The sequence below is a fragment of the Arthrobacter sunyaminii genome (assembly GCF_018866305.1).
GTDB classification, from domain to species: Bacteria; Actinomycetota; Actinomycetes; order Actinomycetales; family Micrococcaceae; genus Arthrobacter_B; species Arthrobacter_B sunyaminii.
The window spans coordinates 3436652-3454792 of sequence record NZ_CP076456.1; the positions used below are offsets into that span (position 1 = coordinate 3436652).

The 18141-nt window shown below is 65.6% G+C and carries 12 protein-coding genes; 5 read left to right on the plus strand and 7 right to left on the minus strand.

What is annotated here, in order from left to right; genetic code table 11:
* Window positions 1–30: 30 nt before the first annotated feature.
* Complete coding sequence (locus tag KG104_RS15595) at window positions 31–1239, minus strand: acetoin utilization protein AcuC (protein ID WP_237685642.1); 1209 nt, start codon at window positions 1237–1239, stop codon at window positions 31–33.
* Between the two features lie 154 nt (window positions 1240–1393).
* Between KG104_RS15595 and KG104_RS15600 the strand changes: the two genes are divergently transcribed.
* The gene (locus KG104_RS15600; RefSeq protein WP_104053067.1) at window positions 1394–2821 is read left to right on the plus strand and encodes a TrkH family potassium uptake protein; all 1428 of its coding nucleotides are present in this window, start codon (window positions 1394–1396) and stop codon (window positions 2819–2821) included.
* Window positions 2814–3482 (plus strand): potassium channel family protein, encoded by a 669-nt coding sequence (locus KG104_RS15605; protein WP_104053068.1) that lies wholly within the window; start codon window positions 2814–2816, stop codon window positions 3480–3482. Before KG104_RS15600 ends, KG104_RS15605 begins: the two co-directional genes overlap by 8 nt.
* A 78-nt stretch (window positions 3483–3560) precedes the next feature.
* Here the strand turns inward: KG104_RS15605 and proC are convergent, their stop codons facing one another.
* The 6 genes from proC to KG104_RS15635 all read right to left on the minus strand — a co-directional run bounded on the left by proC (window position 3561) and on the right by KG104_RS15635 (window position 12767).
* The gene (proC, locus tag KG104_RS15610; protein ID WP_104053069.1) at window positions 3561–4409 is read right to left on the minus strand and encodes a pyrroline-5-carboxylate reductase; all 849 of its coding nucleotides are present in this window, start codon (window positions 4407–4409) and stop codon (window positions 3561–3563) included.
* Between the two features lie 66 nt (window positions 4410–4475).
* Window positions 4476–5306, minus strand: a complete 831-nt coding sequence (locus tag KG104_RS15615; RefSeq protein WP_104053070.1) for a sugar phosphate isomerase/epimerase family protein — start codon at window positions 5304–5306, stop codon at window positions 4476–4478.
* Window positions 5307–6341: a Ppx/GppA family phosphatase gene (locus KG104_RS15620; RefSeq protein ID WP_207347761.1), complete on the minus strand. Its 1035-nt coding sequence runs from the start codon at window positions 6339–6341 to the stop codon at window positions 5307–5309.
* A gap of 72 nt (window positions 6342–6413) precedes the next feature.
* Window positions 6414–9149 (minus strand): type I DNA topoisomerase, encoded by a 2736-nt coding sequence (gene topA / locus KG104_RS15625; protein ID WP_207347760.1) that lies wholly within the window; start codon window positions 9147–9149, stop codon window positions 6414–6416.
* 173 nt (window positions 9150–9322) lie between these two features.
* On the minus strand, window positions 9323–10963 hold the full coding sequence (locus KG104_RS15630; protein WP_207347759.1) for a DUF7059 domain-containing protein: 1641 nt from the start codon (window positions 10961–10963) through the stop codon (window positions 9323–9325).
* Between the two features lie 49 nt (window positions 10964–11012).
* Window positions 11013–12767, minus strand: coding sequence for an FAD-binding protein (locus KG104_RS15635; protein WP_207347758.1), 1755 nt, complete (start codon window positions 12765–12767; stop codon window positions 11013–11015).
* A 232-nt stretch (window positions 12768–12999) separates the two neighbouring features.
* On the opposite strand from KG104_RS15635, the gene KG104_RS15640 reads away from it, so the two are divergent.
* The 3 genes from KG104_RS15640 to KG104_RS15650 all read left to right on the plus strand — a co-directional run bounded on the left by KG104_RS15640 (window position 13000) and on the right by KG104_RS15650 (window position 18132).
* Window positions 13000–15207, plus strand: coding sequence for an acyl-CoA dehydrogenase family protein (locus tag KG104_RS15640; protein ID WP_207347757.1), 2208 nt, complete (start codon window positions 13000–13002; stop codon window positions 15205–15207).
* Between the two features lie 77 nt (window positions 15208–15284).
* Entirely contained in the window at window positions 15285–17438 is a 2154-nt protein-coding gene (locus KG104_RS15645) for an acetate--CoA ligase family protein (protein WP_104053076.1), read from the plus strand.
* A gap of 79 nt (window positions 17439–17517) precedes the next feature.
* The gene (locus KG104_RS15650; RefSeq protein WP_207347756.1) at window positions 17518–18132 is read left to right on the plus strand and encodes a TetR/AcrR family transcriptional regulator; all 615 of its coding nucleotides are present in this window, start codon (window positions 17518–17520) and stop codon (window positions 18130–18132) included.
* Window positions 18133–18141: the final 9 nt, after the last annotated feature.

Here is an 18141-nt window from a genome sequence, read left to right on the forward strand (position 1 = left end):
AGGTTCCCGCCCCGTCCCGGCCGCGCGCTGCTAATCAAACCAGGGATCGAGTCCGTGCAGCGGAAAAACCTCTTTGCGGGTAGCCATCACCGTGCGGTCAATCTCGTCATTGGGGTCATAACCAACTTCCCAGGACCGCCACCAGAGTTCCACGCCGTCACCCATCATCGGCGGGGAGTCTTCTCCGTAGTGCTCCTTCACATACTTACGCCACGGTTCCGGAACGGGAGTGTTGCTGCGGATCCTGCCGTTGGCCGCCACGGACATCAGCAGGCTCCAGGAACGCGGAACCACGGACACCACGTTGTAGCCGCCCCCGCCCGTGGCGATCCATCTGCCTCCGCAGATGGTGTTGGCGAGGTCCGCAATGGTGAGGGCCGCCTGCCGCTGGGTTTCGACGCTGAGGCGGAGGTTGGTCAGCGGATCATGGAGGTGGCTGTCGCAACCGTGCTGGCTGACGATCACTTCCGGTTCAAAGGCGGCCGCGAGCTGCGGAACCACGGCGTGGAAGGCCCGCAGCCACCCGGCATCGGACGTCCGGGCCGGCAGCGCCACATTGACCGCGGTTCCTTCTGCTCCGGGGCCGCCCGTCTCGTTGGCGAAGCCCGTGCCGGGGAACAGCGTCAGGCCCGTCTCGTGCAGGGAAATGGTCATGACGCGCGGGTCATTCCAGAAGATGCTCTGGGTTCCGTCTCCGTGGTGGGCGTCGACGTCGATGTACAGGACCTTGCTGACACCGTTGTCCAGCAGGCGGGCGATGGCGGCCGCGGCGTCGTTGTAAATGCAGAAGCCGGAGGCGCGGCTGGCCGCGGCATGATGCATGCCGCCGCCAAAATTCACCGCATGCAGCACCTCTCCGGACAGGATGGCGTCCGCAGCTGCCAGGGAGCCGCCCGCCAGCCGGGCGCTGGCCTCGTGGATGCCGGCAAAAGCGGGGTTGTCCTCGGTTCCCAGCCCAAACTTCTCGCTGGTCGCCGTGGGGTCTGCGCTGACGGCACGGACGCCGGCAATGTAATCACTGCCGTGGACGGTGCCCAGCTCAGCGTCGCTGGCAACGAACGGCTCCCCCACGGACACGCCCGGCAGGTCGAAGATTCCCAGCTCGCGGGCAAGCCTGGCGGTGAGGTCCAGACGCAGCGGACTCATGGGATGGCCCGCACCGAAGTTGTAGGCCAGCATGGACTCGTGCCAGATGATGCGGGTTGGCATGACCGGAAGACTCAGTCCGCGGTTGATCATGCTGAACAGGCTACGCGATGTGCGCGATACTTGGAGTTTGTACGCAGCGGGAGCATCCCGGTCCGCTGCTTCGGCACCGCATCGGTGGTGTACTACTGTTGAGCACCGCGCGCCCAACCCGTAATCACCTGTCACCAAGGAAACAAGCACGAATATGGCAACCATCCGGCAGCACCGGGAGCCCCGGGAACGCCTGCGGCAGCTTCGGCAACTGCAGCCCTCCAAGGTGTTCTCCGGCCTGCGTGACTTTGTGGATGCAGTCGCCGCCGGCTCCCCGGCCCGGCTGGCCCTGATCGTCTTCGCCCTGGTCATCCTGGTGTTCACCGGGCTTCTGTCCCTGCCGGCTTCCTCGAGCACCGGTCAGGTCACTCCCCTGCATGATGCGCTCTTCACTGCAGTATCCGCCGTCTGCGTCACCGGACTCACCGTGGTTTCCACCGCCACGCACTGGTCCGGTTTTGGGCAGGTCCTGATCCTGATCGCCATCCAAGTGGGTGGTTTGGGCATCCTGACCATGGCCTCCCTGCTGGCTCTGGCCGTTAACCGGCGGCTCGGAGTGCGCGGAAAGCTGATTGCACAGGAAGGCATGAACACCGGCCGGCTGGGTGAAGTTGGTTCCCTGCTCCGCATCGTCGTCAGCACCACCGTGGCGATCGAGCTGATCCTGGCTGTGATTCTGGCGCCGCGGTTCATGATCCTGGGTGAATCCGCGGGCCAGGCCATCTGGCATGCGGTGTTTTATTCGGTGTCCGCCTTCAACAACGCGGGCTTCACTCCGCATTCGGACGGCCTGGTGCCCTATGACGAGGACCTCTGGATCCTGATTCCCCTGATGGTCGGGGTTTTCCTCGGCAGCCTCGGCTTCCCGGTCATCATGGTCCTGCTGCAAAGCAAGCTGCACCTTCGTCAATGGAACTTGCACACCAAGCTCACCCTGCTGGTCACCGGCATCCTGCTCGTGGGCGGCAGCATTCTGTGGGGGGCCTTCGAGTGGTTCAACACACGCACCATCGGCGACATGAACGTGGCGGACCGGATTCTGCATTCGGTCTTTGCATCCGTCATGACCCGCTCCGGCGGCTTCAGCCTGGTGAACATGTCCGATCTGGATTCCAGTACGCTGCTGATCACTGACATGCTGATGTTTGCCGGCGGCGGGTCGGCGTCCACGGCCGGCGGCATCAAGGTCACCACGTTGGCCGTCATCTTCCTCGCCATCGTGGCGGAGGCCCGGGGTGATTCTGATGTCCGGGCGTTCGGCCGCACCATTGCCTACAGCGCCATGCGGGTGGCCATCTCGGTGGTTATCCTCGGCGCCACCATGGTGGCCGTTTCCACTGTTGCGCTGCTGGCCATTACGGAGGAGACACTGCAGCCGGTGCTCTTCGAGGTAATTTCCGCCTTTGCCACCTGCGGGCTGAGTATTGGACTGAGCGAAGTGCTGCCGCCGGAAGGGAAGTACCTGCTGTCCGCCCTCATGTTCGCCGGCCGGGTGGGTACGATCACTTTGGCCGCAGCACTGGCAATCCGGCAGCGCAGCACCCTCTACCACTACCCCGAAGAAAGGCCGATCATTGGCTGACAGACCAGCTCACAATGCTCCGGTTCTGGTGATTGGACTGGGACGCTTTGGCTCCGCCACCGCCGAACAGCTGGTCAAGCAGGGCCGCGAGGTTCTGGCCATCGAGCGGGATCCCACCCTGGTCCAGAAGGCCTCGGGCATTCTCACCCATGTGGTCCAGGCCGATGCCACCAACATCGACGCCCTCAAGCAGCTGGGCGCGCAGGATTTCTCCTCCGCCGTCGTGGGCGTGGGCACCTCCATCGAATCCAGCGTGCTGATTACCGTTAACCTGGTGGACCTGGGTATCGAGCATCTCTGGGTCAAGGCCATCACCTCCGCGCACGGCAAGATCCTCACCCGGATCGGCGCCAACCACGTCATTTATCCGGAGGCCGACGCCGGCCGGCGCGCCGCTCACCTGGTGGGCGGGCGGATGCTGGACTTCATCGAGTTCGACGACGACTTCGCCATCGTGAAGATGTACCCGCCGCGCGAGACCCAGGGCTTCACCCTCGGAGAGTCCAACGTGCGTTCCAAATACGGGGTCACGGTGGTGGGGGTGAAGTCCCCGGGCGAGGACTTCACCTATGCCCGCGCGGACACCAGGGTTTCCTCCCGCGACATGCTCATCGTCTCCGGCCACGTGGACCTGCTCGAACGGTTCGCGGCCCGGCCGTAGCTCTGTGCGGTGCCGAGGCATCAATCCGCACACCGGGGAGGTCCGCCCGGGACGCTGAGGCAACCCCTGCCCGAAGTGCTACTTCTTGGCTGAAAGCTCCGCCGTGATTTCGGCTGCCCGTTCCGCTGCGGCCCGCGCTCCCCGGGCGATGACGCCGGGCAGGTCCTGCTCGTCGAAGGTCCGGATGGCTGCTTCGGTGGTGCCGTTGGGGCTGGTCACGCCGCGGCGCAGGGCGGTTGCGTCGGCGCCGGGCTCGGCGAGCATGTATCCGGCGCCGGCAACGGTGTCCCGCGCCAGGACTGTTGAAAGCTCAGGGTCCAGGCCCAGCTCTACGCCGGCGCGGGCCATGGCCTCGGCCAGGTAAAAGGCATAAGCGGGGCCCGATCCGCTGACCGCCGACACAGCGTCCACTTGGTCCTCAGGAACCTGCACCACGCGGCCGGTGGCCGACAGCAGCTCGGCGGCCAGCGCCATTGTTGCCTCGGTGGCACTGGTTCCGGCCGAGATCGACACCACGCCGCGACCCACCTTGGAGGGTGTGTTGGGCATGGACCTGATGACGGGCTGTCCGGCGGGAAGGCCCGCCTCCAGCATCTCCAGCGACACGGCGGCAGCCACGCTGATGACAACGGCGCCGCCGGGCAGAGCGGGGGAAATCTCCTCCAGCAGTGCTGCGACGCCCACGGGCTTGACCCCGATGATGACGACGTCGGCGCCGGCCACGGCGGTGCGGTTGGCCTCGGCGTCGTCATTGCCGGCGAGCACGGTGATCCCGTGGCGTTCGCGCAGCTCGGCCGCCCGTTCGGGACGGCGCACGGTGGCCGTCACCTGCGCAGCCGGCAGCCCGCCGGCGAGGATTCCGCTCAGGATGGCTTCATTCATTGAGCCGCAGCCCAGAAAGGTCAGGTGGGTTTCTCCGGTATCCATGTTTTCGATTCTGTCACGGCGCTGCGCGCTGCCATGTTCCGTGACAAGCGGCTCATAAGAAGCAGGCTATTCCGAAATCTGCCCCAGGTTCATCCGCGCGAAGTCCAGCGTCTGCTTCAGCTGGTCCTCCCGCTCCCCCGCCCCCTTGGCCTTCCGGGTGCTCACTTCAATGGCCACGACGCCGTCAAAGCCGGTTTCGCTGAGGTACTGCAGGGCTTCGGCGCAGCGCTGTGTACCTTCTCCGGGAAGCATGTGCTCGTCGCGGCCGTTGGGTGTGCCGTCGGTGAGGTGCACATGGTGCAGCCGGGGCCCGAGCTTTCGCAGTTCCTCATAGGAGTCCATGCCGGCGATGGCCGCGTGGGAGAAGTCCCAGGTGACGTGCTCATACGGTTCCGGAATGGGATTCCAGTGCGGCAGGTAGGCCTTGGCCTCGCGCCCGCGGACCCGCCACGGATACATGTTTTCCACCGCGATGGTGACGCCGTACTGCTCGGCAATGTGCCGCACGCCTTCGGCGAAGTTCTCGGCATAACCGGACTGCCAGCGGAACGGTGGATGAGCCACCACCGTGGTGGCTCCCACTTCGGCGGCCATGGCGGCGGAGAGTTCAATCTTGGTCCAGGCCTTGCCCCACACCTGCTGGGTGAGCAGCAGTGTGGGCGCATGAATAGCCAGGATGGGCTGCGAATAACGCTCGCTGAGTCCGTTTAGGATTTGCGGGTTCTGGCTGTCGCTGTTTCCCGTAACCATGATTTCCACCCCGTCATAGCCCAGGTCATGGGCAACGGCGAAGGTGTCATGCACGGACAGCGGATAGACGGAAGCGCTGGAGAGGGCCACCGGAATGACTTTGGCGCCGCTTTCCTCCGCCGGTGGAGTGTGGGGTGAAGAAGGCATTCAGTTGGACTTTCCGTAGATAAGGCTGCGTCCGGCTCCGGCGCCGGACTCCATGACTTGAGGGATGCTCTCAGTTCGCGGAGTGTCGGGCAGCGGCCCGTCGGATTCAAAGCGGAGAGTGTCAAAACGCTGCAGGATCAGTCCCTCGCGCAGGGCCCACGGGCAAATCTCCAGCACCGGCAGGTCGAAGGCCTCCATCGCGGCGTGGGCGGTCATAGCGCCGGCCAGCACCTGGGCGGCACGGATCGGAGACACTCCGCCGAGGTTGCTGCGGTCGTCAATGCTCATGGTCTCCAGCCGTTTGGTCCACAGTCCCAAGTCTGTGCGCTGCAGGCGCCGACGGACATAGGGGCCGTCCGCGGAAGGCGCGGCACCGGCAATCCGGGCCAGTGACCGAAAGGTCTTGGACGTGCCCACGGCGAGGTCAGGCCGGCCATGCCGTTCAAATTCCGCGGCAGCCTCACGGACCTCACCGCGGATGTACTTGCGCAGCTTCTTGATGCTTTTGGCCGTGGGCGGATCCCCCGTCAGCCAGTCCCGGGTCAGCCGGCCGGCGCCCAGGGGAAGCGACAGCGCCGTTTCGGGCAGCTCATCGGCCCCCTGCGCCATTTCAAAGGACCCGCCGCCAATGTCCAGGTCCAGCAGCGTTCCGGCGCCCCACCCGTACCACCGGCGGACAGCCAGGAACGTTAGGGACGCCTCCTCGGGACCGCTGAGTTCACGCAGGTGGACACCGCTTTCGGCCTCGACCCGGGCCAGCACGGCCGCACCGTTGGCCGCCTCGCGAATGGCCGAGGTACAGAATGCCAGGAGGTCCTGGGCACGGTGCCGGCGGGCAAAGTCCCCGGCTTCGGCGACGAAATTGATCAGCTCGCGCTGCCCCGCCTCGGTGATGGCGCCGTCGTCGTCCAGGTGCGCTATCAGCGACAGCGGACGCTTGTGGGAGGCAAACGGCAACGGCCGCGCACCCGGGTGCGCGTCCACCAAGAGGAGGTGGACGGTGTTGGAGCCAATGTCGAGCACGCCTAATCGCATAACCCCATTATCCGCTCAAAACACATCCGCTCTGAAACGCAGCCGCCGTACGGCGGCTGCGCTCTTCGCGGGCTACTTCTTCGCGGGTGCGCGCTTGCGGGCTGCCGGCTTGCGGGCGGCGGGCTTCTTCGCCGGACCCTTTTCGCGCTTCTCCGCCAGCAGGTCAATGGCCTGCTCGCGGGTCAGCTCTTCAATCGCCGTGGACCGCGGGACCGTGATGTTGGTGATGCCGTCGGTGATGTACGGACCAAAGCGGCCGTCCTTGACCACAATCGGCTTCTCGGAGACCGGGTCGGTGCCGAACTCGGCCAGCGGAGCCGCTGCCTGACGCCCGCCGCGCTGCTTGGGCTGGGAATAGATTTCCAGCGCCTGTTCCAGCGTGATGGTGAAGATTTCCTCTTCCGAACCGATGGAGCGGGAGTCGGTGCCCTTTTTCAGGTACGGGCCGAAGCGTCCGTTCTGCACGGTGATCTCGTTGCCCTCGGCGTCGGTGCCCAGCACGCGCGGGAGCTTCATCAGCTTGAGCGCTTCCTCGAGCGTGACGGTGTCCACGCTCATGGACTTGAACAGCGATCCGGTGCGCGGCTTCTGCTTTACGGGCTTCTTCGGCGGCTTGGGCTTGCCGTTCTTGTAATACTCCACCGGCTGGTTCGCCAGTTCCTCGGCAGTGACCTCGGGGATCAGCTCAATGACGTACGGGCCGTAGCGGCCGTTCCGGGCCACGATGGTGCGTCCGGTTTCCGGATCCTCGCCCAGGACGCGCTCTTCCGGTCCGGCCGTTTCCATCAGCTCGATCGCCTTCTCGGCGGTCAGCTCATCCGGGGCCAGGTCCTCCGGGACGTTGGCGCGCTCCGGCTCGGTGCCTTCGGGTGCGTCCGCGGGCAGCGGGCGCTCCAGGTACGGGCCGAACTTACCCACGCGCAGGGTGATGCCCGGGGCGATTTCGATCGAGTTGATGGCCTTGGCGTCGATTTCGCCGAGGTCGTTCACGATGGTGTGCAGTCCGGTGTCCACGCGGTCGCCGTAGTAGAACTGGTTCAGCCACTCCACGCGGCCGGCTTCGCCGCGGGCAATGCGGTCCAGGTCCTCTTCCAGCTCGGCCGTGAAGTCATAGTCCACGTAGTCGGTGAAGTGCTCTTCGAGCAGCCGCACCACGGAGAACGCGATCCAACTCGGCACCAGGGCCTGGCCGCGGTTGGTGACGTAGCCGCGGTCCATGATGGTGGAGATGGTGGCCGCGTAGGTGGACGGACGGCCGATGCCGAGCTCTTCGAGCACCTTCACCAGCGACGCTTCCGTGTAGCGCGGCGGCGGGGATGTTTCGTGCCCGACGGCGTTCAGCTCGGCTGCGGTCAGCGCATCGTCTGCCTTCAGGACCGGCAGGCGTGCGCCCTCGGTGCCTTCGGCGTCGTCGTCACGTGCCGCATCGCGGCCCTCCTCATAGGCGGCCATGAAGCCGCGGAAGGTGATGACAGTACCGGAGGCGGAGAACTCGGCGTCCCGGCCGTCGGAGGCCACAGCGCCGAGGCGGACGGACGCCGTGGAGCCCTTGGCATCGGCCATCTGCGATGCGACGGTGCGCTTCCAGATCAGTTCGTACAGCTTGAACTCGTCGCCGCGCAGTGATGAGGCGACCTGCGCCGGCGTGCGGAAGGAGTCACCGGCGGGGCGGATGGCCTCGTGGGCTTCCTGCGCGTTCTTGGACTTGCCCTTGTACACGCGGCGCGCTTCGGGCACGTATTCGGGGCCGTACAGTTCGGAGGCCTGGCGGCGGGCGGCGTTGATGGCCTGGTCCGACAGCGCCGGCGAATCGGTACGCATATAGGTGATGTAGCCGTTTTCATACAGCCGCTGGGCCACCTGCATGGTCACCTTGGAGGAGTAGCGCAGCTTGCGGCCGGCCTCCTGCTGCAGGGTGGAGGTGGTGAACGGAGCGGCCGGACGGCGGGTGTACGGCTTGGTGTCCACGGAGCGGACCGTGAACGACGACGATTCCAGGTTCGCTGCCAGCGAGGTGGCTGCCGCTTCGTCCAGGTGGGCCACGGACTTGGCCTTGAGCTCGCCCAGGTCGCTGAAGTCCTTGCCGGTGGCCACGCGGGCACCGTCCACGGACACCAGCTTGGCCTTGAAGGATTCGCCAGCGCCGGTGGCAAAGGTGCCCAGCAGGTCCCAGTAGGACGCCGGGCGGAAGGCCATGCGCTCACGTTCGCGCTCCACCACCAGGCGGGTGGCGACGGACTGCACGCGGCCGGCGGACAGGCCGCGGGCCACCTTGCGCCACAGCACCGGGGAAATCTCGTAGCCGTAGAGGCGGTCCAGGATGCGGCGGGTTTCCTGCGCGTCCACCATGGCAACGTCGACGTCGCGCATTTCCAGCAGCGCACGCTGGATGGCTTCCTTGGTGATTTCGGGGAAGGTCAGGCGGTGTACCGGGACCTTGGGCTTGAGCACCTGGAGCAGGTGCCAGGCAATGGCTTCGCCTTCACGGTCACCGTCAGTTGCGAGGTAGAGTTCGTCGGCGTCCTTGAGGGCAGCCTTGAGCTCGGCAACCTTCTTCTTCTTGTCCGCGGAGACCACGTAGTAGGGCTCGAAGTCTTTATCCAGGTCCACGGCAAACTTGCCGACGGCTGTCTTCTTCAACTCGGCAGGCAGGTCGGAGGGCTGCGGAAGGTCACGGATATGTCCCATGGACGCCGTCACCTCGAAACCCTCGCCGAGGTACCCGGCGATGGTTTTGCCCTTGGCCGGAGACTCGACAATTACAAGCTTCTTCTTGCCGGTCTTCTTGTCCGTCGCCTTAACTGGCACTGTTCTCCTACGTACGAAGGTGGTTCTCAAAGTATGGGTTGTTGTGGCCGGGCTCTGCTGCCTGGCCCGATTCATCCTCAGACAGTATGCGGGATGCCCCAGCACTAGGGTAGCCGCATTGAATAGGACTTATTGACGAGCCTACCGAAAAGCCGGAGGTCCTTCTGCGGACGTCAATTGGCTGCGGGAACCAGGAATCCGTCCAGGACCAGGTTGCGGACCTCGGCTTCCAGCCCGGCGGCAAACTCCGGTTCCGGGCGGTCCAGCAGCACCGCGAGCGCTCCAATGATCTGCCCCACGGACAGCTCTCCGTCGCTGGCGGAGACAAAGCCGGTCAGTTCCGTGCTCATGAGATTCGTACGCCGCAGTCCCGCTCCCTGGCGCAGCAGGATGACGCCGGGATGTTCCGCCCCCGGCCGTGAGTGGCGTTCCTCGGTCACGTCGTCGGCCACCTCCAAGTACGCCTCCGCCAGCGAGGGATGCGCCGCCAGCCAGTCAAAGCGCTCGACGGCGGCACCCAGGTGCGGCCCAACGGGCTGTTCCAGCGGGTGCGTGATCTCCTCGAAACGCCGCAGCGGAACAGCGTCCGGGGCCAAGCGGCGGCGAAGGAAGATGGATCCGAAGCCGATGGCCAGCACCCCTCGGGAGGCGAAGTCCTCGAGGTAGGCGGCGTAGGAGGCCAGGTATTCGGCGCGGTTCCGGTTCTCCGCGGCGTCCCGCAGCCACATTTCCGCGTATTCGGCGGGCTCCAGGATTTCGCGCTGGATCACCCACGCATCGGTTTCCGCCGGCAGCCAGGACTCGATCCGTTCCGACCAGTTCGGGGACCCGCTTTCCTGCGTTTCCGGAGACTCACTGTAGGGAAGATCACTGTCCTGAATCTCCCAGTTACCCAGCATTTGCGCCGTTCCGCCGGGAACCAGGGCGCCCTGCAGGCTGCGCACGAGCGTGGCGACGATTTCATCACCGGCCAAACCGCCGTCGCGGTACGTGAAGCGGTCCTCGGGATCTTCACTCCGGGGGCGGGGAGTAATCACAAACGGCGGATTGGACACCACCAGGTCAAACTGTTCTCCGGCCACCGGTTCCAGCAGGCTGCCTGCCCGCAGTTCCACCCGGTCCGCCAGGCGCTGGGGATTCAGATCCAGCGCGCCCGCGTTCAGCAGCAGGTTGAAGCGGGTGAACGCGAGCGCCCGTTCCGAAATATCCGTTGCCGTCACATGCCGGACGTGGCGGAGGAGGTGGAAAGCCTGGATCCCGCAGCCGGTGCCCAGGTCCAGGGCACGCTGAACCGGGCGGCGGATCGTCAGCTGTGCGAGGCTCAGCGAGGCCTGTCCGATGCCCAGCACGTGGTCGTGGCGGAGGACGCCCGGCCGCTGGTGAGCGCCCAAATCGCTGGCGACCCAGAGGTTGGTGCCGTCGGCGTCATCGTCGATTTCGTACGGGCGAAGGTCAACCGCGGCGCGAAGGCCTCCGTCCGGCACCGATTCGACCAGCCCCAAAGCAAGAAGCCCGCGGGTGCCGGTCCGCGGCAGGGCGGCATCCAACGGCGCCGCTTCCACTTCTTCTCCGGCAAGCCACAGCCGGATCAGGACGGAAACCGGAGCCGGGTTTTCCTTGGCCGCCTCTTCACGGCAGCGCAGGACCGCCGGTACCAGCTGGTCCCGGCCCAAGGCTGCGGCGGCAGACTCCCCCAGGAAGTCCGCCACCCCATCCACCGTGTAGCGGACAGCCGCCAAATCCGCGGCAAGGCTCTGGATCAGGGGAAGGTCGGAACTCTGGGGTGCATCCGGGACACCGGCGAAATCAGTCACCTCCCCAGTTTATGGCTGGCTTGCCGGGTGCCCGGACACAGGGTTTTTGCTACTGGGAAGAAACCTCCTGCAGCTCGCCGCGTTCATCAGCCACCGGTTCGGATTTCCGCCCGGCCGCGTGCCGTGCCGCCAGATAGCCGAAGACCGCAGCCGGGGCAATGGTGGCTCCCGCCCCGGGGTAGGTCCGGCCCATGACCGAGGCCGTGGTGTTTCCTGCCGCATACAGTCCCTGGATCACCGAACCATCTTCCCGGAGCACCCGTGCGTCCGGATCCGTGACCAGTCCGCCCTTGGTGCCCAGGTCCCCGGGATAGAGGCGGACGGCGGTGAACGGGCCCTTTTCCAGGGCGCCCAGGTTCGGGTTCGGTTTTACCCCGGGATCACCGTAGTAGTTGTCATAGGCGGTGTTGCCCCGGCCGAAATCCTCGTCCACGCCGGTCCGTGCAAATCCGTTGAACCGTTGCACCGTGGCCGCCAGGCCCGCCGCCGGAACGCCCATCTTCTCCGCCAGCTCTTCCACCGTGCCAGCCTCCAGCAGCAGCCCCTCGGCAGCCCACTTTTTCTTCCCGACCATGATGGCCGAGAACAGATAGCGCCGCCGGTGCCGCGCCTCCATCACCAGCCAGGACGGATTGGCCGTCACCGTCTCATTGCGTTCGAGCATGTGGTGCCCAAAGTCGACATAGGACTCGGACTCGTTCAGGTACCGATGCCCCGAGGCATCCACCACCAGCGAGTGCGGCATGGAACGCTCGGCGAGTGAAAACGCGACTCCGCCTCCCGGACCCACCGTGGACGGCCCCCACCATGCGTCGTCCATGAGCGCCAGGGCTCCGCCGCGCTGGGCCACCAGGTCAATGACGTCGCCCCGGTCCCCCTCCGGCGCCGAGGAATACTCCTGCTCCAGCCCGTGGTACTTTTTGCGCCATTGCGCGTTGCGGGCAAATCCGCCGGCGCCCAGCATTACGCCCTTCCGTGTCCGGATGCGGATGCTGCGCCCGCGGCGGGTGACAACGGCGCCCACCACCGCGCCGTCGTCGTCCTGGATCAGATCAGTCAGCGGCGAGGACAGCCACACCGGTGTCTGCTGCTGGCGCACGATGTGCATGAGGGAGCAGGACAGCGCTCCGCCCAGACCGTACAGCCGTTTGCCGCGGGCCAGCCCGCCCAGGGTCCGGAAAACAAAACGGGCACCGCGGATGAACCCGCCGGGCGTGGACCAGGCGCGGGAGAGCTCCCAGACATCGTCAGTCATCAGCGGCACCGGGATGCCGGATTTGGCGGCCCGGGACTGCTTGAACCAGGAACCGAGCAGTTTGGTGTCAAACGGGCGGACTTCCAGGGAACGCCCGATCATGCCGCCGGGTTTGTCCGGGTAGTAGTCGGGATAATCCTTGGACCGCATCCACTGCACGCCCAGGGTACCCAGCAGGGTGACCACGTCGGGAACGGCATTCAGGAACGCCAGCTTGCGTTCGCGGGAGGACACCGGGCCGACATCGTCGATTACCGTTTCCATGTAGGTGAGAGCCTTTTCCGTACTGTCCGGAACCCCGACCCTGCCCATCAGCGGATTGTTCGGCATCCACAGTCCCCCGCCCGAAATCGAAGTGGTGCCGCCCCACACATCGGTGCTTTCCACCACCAGGACATCCAGGCCCTCCTCCGCCGCGGTGACAGCGGCGGTGAGGGCTGCCGCTCCGGTGCCCACCACCAGGACGTCTACGATCCTGTCCCACTCTTCGCTCCCCGGCGGCGTTGTGTCCTTTGTGGTGCCCGTTCGCGTGCTCTGCTCCTGCGTCATGGCCTGCTCCCCCTATGGGTCCGCGTGTCCCGGACGTCAGCGTCCGGGGTGCGACGAATGCTACATGATGACTTTTCAGTGGAAATCAGTGGTCCGGCCGCAAAACCCAACCAAGCAAAGTGTTGCCTACATCACATTTGTGAATTAGAGTCCAGTTTCAGTTCAGGATCTGAAACATGCACCGGCCGTCTCCGTGAAGCAGCTCGGTGCGCTACGACATTGGAGTCAGCACATGGCGTTTGCCCTTACCGAAGAGCATGCGGACCTTTGCTCCGTTGCAGCCGACTTTGCGGGCCGCTTCGCCGACACACGGGTCACCCGCGAGCAGCTGGACTCTTACGGGAACGGGGAACCCGCGCCGTTTTGGGATGACCTGGTTGCCAACGGACTGCACGCCCTGCATATCGGCGAAGAGCACGGCGGACAGGGCGGAACGGTGGCTGACACGGCCATCGTGGTAGAGGAATTTGCCCGCCGGCTGGTGCCCGGCCCCTTCCTCTCAACGGTGCTCGCCAGTGCGGCCGTCGCGGCAGCCGGTGACTGCAAAGCCTCAGCCAGCGGCCTGGCCGCCTTCGCTGAAGGCGCCCGCGGCACCCTGGTTCTTTCTTCCGCGATCACCGGCACCTCCGCCGCTGAGGGCGGCTGGCTCCTGCACGGAACCGCCAACGTACTCTCACTCCAGTCAGCCGATCTTTTGGTGGTTGGCTTCAACGACGGCGGAACCACCCGGTTTGCCCTGGTCGATGCCCGCAGCGCCGGCGTCAGCCGCAGGGTCCAGGCCTGCACGGATCTGACCCGCGACGCCGGGATCCTCGAACTCTCCTCGGTGGCCGTGGGCTCCGAAGCAATCCTGGAAAACCTCGGGGCAAGCCGCGTGGAAACCCTGCAGACCTGCCTGCTCGCCGTGGAAGCAGCCGGCGTGAGCCGCTGGGCTGTGGAAGCTGCCGCTGAATACGCCAAGCTGCGCGAACAGTTCGGTTCGCCGATCGGTTCCTTCCAGGCCGTCAAGCACAAGTGTGCCAACCTGCTCATCACCGCCGAACTGGCCGCAGCGGCAGCCTGGTCCGCCGTCGTGTCCCTAGACCAGGATGAGGACCAGCAAAAACTGGCTGCCGGTGCAGCCGTTCAGGCCGCGATCGCCCCGTCGGCAGAAGCGGTCACCGAAGCAGTGACCATTTTCGGCGGAATCGGCTTCACCTGGGAACATGATGCCCATCTGTACTGGCGGCGGGCAATGACGCTGGCCGCTCTGGTGCCGGCCATGAACGACGCCTCCGCATCGTTGGGCAGGGTTGCCCTGGAGCAGGACCGCCGCATTGACATTGAACTGCCCGACGAGGATCCGGCCTTCCGCGCCCGCATCGGCGAACTGCTCGATCATGCCCGGACACTGTCCAATGAGCACGACGGCGGGCGCTGGTACTCGCGAGGATCGCAGCGGACATTCCTCGCGGAAAACGGACTCGCCGCCCCGCACTGGCCTGCCCCCTATGGGCTGGGCGCCACTCCCGCCCAGCAGGTGGTCATCTCCCAGGAATATGCCCGCCGCGGGATGACCCAGCCGTCGTCGGTGATCGGCGAATGGGCCATGCCCACCGTGCTGGCCTACGGCAGTGAAGCGGTCAAGGAACAGTTTGCGCTGCCTACCCTGCGCGGCGAGTTGATCTGGTGCCAGCTCTTCTCCGAACCCGGTGCCGGGTCCGACCTCGCCGGGCTGAGCACCCGGGCAGCCAAAGTGGACGGCGGATGGGAGCTGCGGGGACAAAAGGTTTGGACGTCCGGCGCCCATGAGGCGGACTGGGGCATCTGCCTGGCCCGCACGGACAGCGAGGTCCCTAAGCACAAGGGACTGAGTTACTTCCTCATCGACATGCGAACCGCAGGGGTGGATGTCCGTCCCCTGAAGCAGTCCACCGGAGACGCCGAATTCAATGAGGTGTTCCTGGACTCGGTCTTCGTGCCCGACGCCTACCTGCTGGGGGAACCCGGCCAGGGCTGGCGCATCACGGCCATGACGCTGCAGAACGAGCGGACCCAGATTTCCTCCGGTGTTTCGGTGGGTACGGAGGACGCACTGCGGTCCATGATCACCCAGGGCACCTACGCCGGCCGCGAGCATGACGCACTCTCGTCCCTCGGCAGGATCGCAGCCTTCAGCTCGGCCATCGGCGCCCTGAACCTGCGGGAGACCCTGCGCCAGGTCAACGGCATGGCACCGGGTGCCGGATCTTCGCTGGCCAAGGTTGCCCACGCCCGGCTAACCCGCGAGGCCGCATCTCGCGTCCTGGCGCTGGCCGGACCCGGAGCGCTCTTTGCCCAGGCTCCCGGAGACGCAGTGACCGGACAGCTTTCCGTTCCGCAGGTGCTGATCGGCGGCGGAACGGTGGAAATCCAGCTCAATGTCATTGCTGAACGCATCCTTGGACTTCCCCGCGGCTGATCCAGGACAGCAGGACCCGCCGCACCCCCGAGCGCAGTGACCCCACAACCAAGCTCCACCGGAAGGAACCGTTTCGCATGACAACGTTGACGAGCGAGACCGACAGCCCACGCACCCTGGATCCCGCCCGCCTGCGGGAACTCCTGGAGCCCAAGTCCATTGTGATCATCGGAGCAAATACCCGATCCGCCTGGTCCCACTTCACCTACAGCAACCTGGTCTCCGGCGGGTTCGAGGGCAAGCTTTACCTGGTCAACCGCCGGGGCGAGGACTGCCACGGCCAGGCATCATTTGCCACGATTGCCGATCTGCCGGAGGCGCCGGACCTGGCGATTGTCCTGACCGGAACGGATTCCCTGGCGACCATCCTGGAGGAAGCCCGGATCAAGGGCATCCGCAACCTGATCATGCTGGCTGCAGGGCTGGGCGAGGCCGGAGCCGAGGGCGCTGCCCTGCAGGCCAGTCTGGTGGAGCGGGCGCGAGCGGCGGACCAGCTGATCCTGGGACCCAACAACCTGGGATTCCTCAACACGCATTCCAGGGTTGCAGCCTTCAGCCATATGACCCAGATGCCCATGATCAGCGGCGGCGTGGGAATTGCCACCCAATCCGGCGCGCTCGCCATCTATCTGCTTCCCTACATGGCCTCGCGCGGCGTCGGCTGCTCCACGGCGGTGACCGTGGGGAACGAGGCGATGATCTCTGCCATCGATGTCATGAGCCTGCTGGTGGACGACGAGAACACCAAGGTCATCGCCGCTTACCTGGAACAGATTTCCGACCCGGCGCAGTTCCTCGACGTGGCTGCCCGCGCCCGCGCCGCAGGCAAGCCGATTGTCATTTTCAAGGCCGGACGCAGTGAAGCATCGGCCCGGGTCGCAGCAGCCCACACCGGTTCGCTGGTGGGCGACGACACCGTCATTGACGCAGCCTGCCGCCAGCACGGAGTCATCCGGGTGGAAGGCATCGAGGACCTCGTGGCCACCGCGGGCCTCATCGAGGCCTACGGCGCCCTGCCCGGCCGCCGCATGGGCGTTGTCACCGGCTCCGGTGCCATGTGCGCCCTTGTGGCCGACAAGGCCGACGCCGCAGGGCTGGACCTGCCCGCTCCGCACCCCGACACGGTGCAGGGACTGCACGATGCCGGGCTTCCCGCCTTCTCCACCGTCAACAACCCGATGGACACCACCGGGTATGTGTCAGTTGACCCGACCATCCTCACCAAGGCTGCCCAGTGCTTTATCGATGACCCGAATTATGACTTCGTAGTGGTCAACGGCTCCTGGCCCGCCAACCAAGCCGTGGCGGACATGAGCCGGGCCACGCAGGATGAGATGCTCCGGCAGTTGACATCCTCCCCCAAACCCGTCATTGCGATGAGCTTCCTGCCCACGGAGGTGACCGAGTTTGGCCGCGCGTTTGCCGCGGAACACGGCTTCCCGCATGCCTCCGATTCGTTTGACCGCGGCATTACCGCGGCCGCCCGCAGCGCCTGGTGGGGACAGCGTGCCGCTGAACTCGCAGCCGACGGCGAACCGCCGGCCGCCGCACCGATCGCCAAACCGGCCGGTGCGGATTCATGGACGGAAGTCCAGAGCGGTGAATTCCTCCGCAGCCTTGGCGTGCCGTACGTGCCTGCAGTGGTTGCTTCCTCCGCTGAGGAAGCCGTGGCCGCCGCCGAAGACCTGGGCTACCCGGTGGTACTGAAGATTGCGTCGGAGGACATCGCACATAAGACCGAGGTTGGCGGTGTCCGGCTGATGCTCTCGGATGCCGATGCGGTGGCCGAGGCGTACCGGTTCATCCGTGCTTCCGTGGCTGAACTGGCACCGGCTGCCCGGGTCCAGGGTGTTGCGGTATCTCCGATGCGTCCTGCAGGCACCGAAATGCTGGTAGGCGTTGTCCGTGACCCGCGCTGGGGGCTCGTGCTCGCCGTCGGATTCGGCGGGGTCATGGTGGAGCTGCTCAAGGATTCGGCGGTGCGCCTGCTGCCGGTGGGGCCCGCCGAGATCCGCCGCATGCTCGAATCCCTGAAGGGCATTGACCTCCTGACCGGCTTCCGTGGCGGAGAAGCCACCGACCTCGACGAGCTGGCTGAGGCCATCTTTAAGATTTCCCAGGTGGCCGTGGGACTCGGCGATGAACTCGAGGAACTCGAAATCAATCCGCTCCGGGTTTCCGGTAACCAGATCGAGGCGCTGGACGCGCTGATCCGCTGGAAGGACCAGTAGCCGGTGAGCCACATCCAAGGGCGCCGGGAGGCGGTGATAACGTTGCAATTTCTGAGGGAATTCGGCCGGGAGGCGAGTGATGGTTCGGCAACTAACGCGCGAAACAATGGACCTTCCTGCCTATCAGGTGGAGCGCCGGCAACGGATCCTGGATGCTGCGAAAAACCTGCTCCGCGCCAACGAGTACGAATCAATCCAAATCCGCGACGTCGCGTCCGAGGCGAATGTGGCGCTCGGAACGCTGTACCGGTACTTCTCCTCGAAGGAGCACCTGTATGCGAACGTCGTTTACGACTGGAGCGTTCCGTTTGGTGCAGCGGACGAGGCCGTGCCGGACAGCCTCAGCACCACCGAGCGGGTCGCCCAGCGGCTGCGGCAGGCGCTGGCCGCGTTCCAGAAAAGGCCGAATTTCTACCAGACGATCCTGATGCTGCGGACTTCCTCCGACCCGGATGTGCGCGAGCTGATGCAGCAGCTGGTCCTGTTGCTCGAGGAACCTCTCCGTGCCGATTTCTCCACCCTGTCACCGGACGAGGCTGCGGACATTACCGCCATGGTGTGGGCCATCCTCATGGACATGGTGGGGCGCCTGCTGGCCAGCAACCAGACGTTGGAGGATGCCAACCGGGTCCTGGTCCGCTTTGTGAAAATGATCGGGCTGCGGCTCGACCAGGTCGAAGCGGGAGCACTTTAACCGCTGCAG

What these genes read in the sequence shown, in the direction of transcription:
- KG104_RS15600 (WP_104053067.1), top strand. Translation starts at nt 1,394, where the DNA reads ATGGCAACCATCCGGCAGCACCGGGAGCCCCGGGAACGCCTGCGGCAG.
- KG104_RS15635 (WP_207347758.1), bottom strand. Translation starts at nt 12,767, where the DNA reads ATGACGCAGGAGCAGAGCACGCGAACGGGCACCACAAAGGACACAACG.
- KG104_RS15640 (WP_207347757.1), top strand. Translation starts at nt 13,000, where the DNA reads ATGGCGTTTGCCCTTACCGAAGAGCATGCGGACCTTTGCTCCGTTGCA.
- proC (WP_104053069.1), bottom strand. Translation starts at nt 4,409, where the DNA reads ATGGATACCGGAGAAACCCACCTGACCTTTCTGGGCTGCGGCTCAATG.
- KG104_RS15615 (WP_104053070.1), bottom strand. Translation starts at nt 5,306, where the DNA reads ATGCCTTCTTCACCCCACACTCCACCGGCGGAGGAAAGCGGCGCCAAA.
- KG104_RS15620 (WP_207347761.1), bottom strand. Translation starts at nt 6,341, where the DNA reads ATGCGATTAGGCGTGCTCGACATTGGCTCCAACACCGTCCACCTCCTC.
- KG104_RS15595 (WP_237685642.1), bottom strand. Translation starts at nt 1,239, where the DNA reads ATGATCAACCGCGGACTGAGTCTTCCGGTCATGCCAACCCGCATCATC.
- KG104_RS15650 (WP_207347756.1), top strand. Translation starts at nt 17,518, where the DNA reads ATGGTTCGGCAACTAACGCGCGAAACAATGGACCTTCCTGCCTATCAG.
- KG104_RS15645 (WP_104053076.1), top strand. Translation starts at nt 15,285, where the DNA reads ATGACAACGTTGACGAGCGAGACCGACAGCCCACGCACCCTGGATCCC.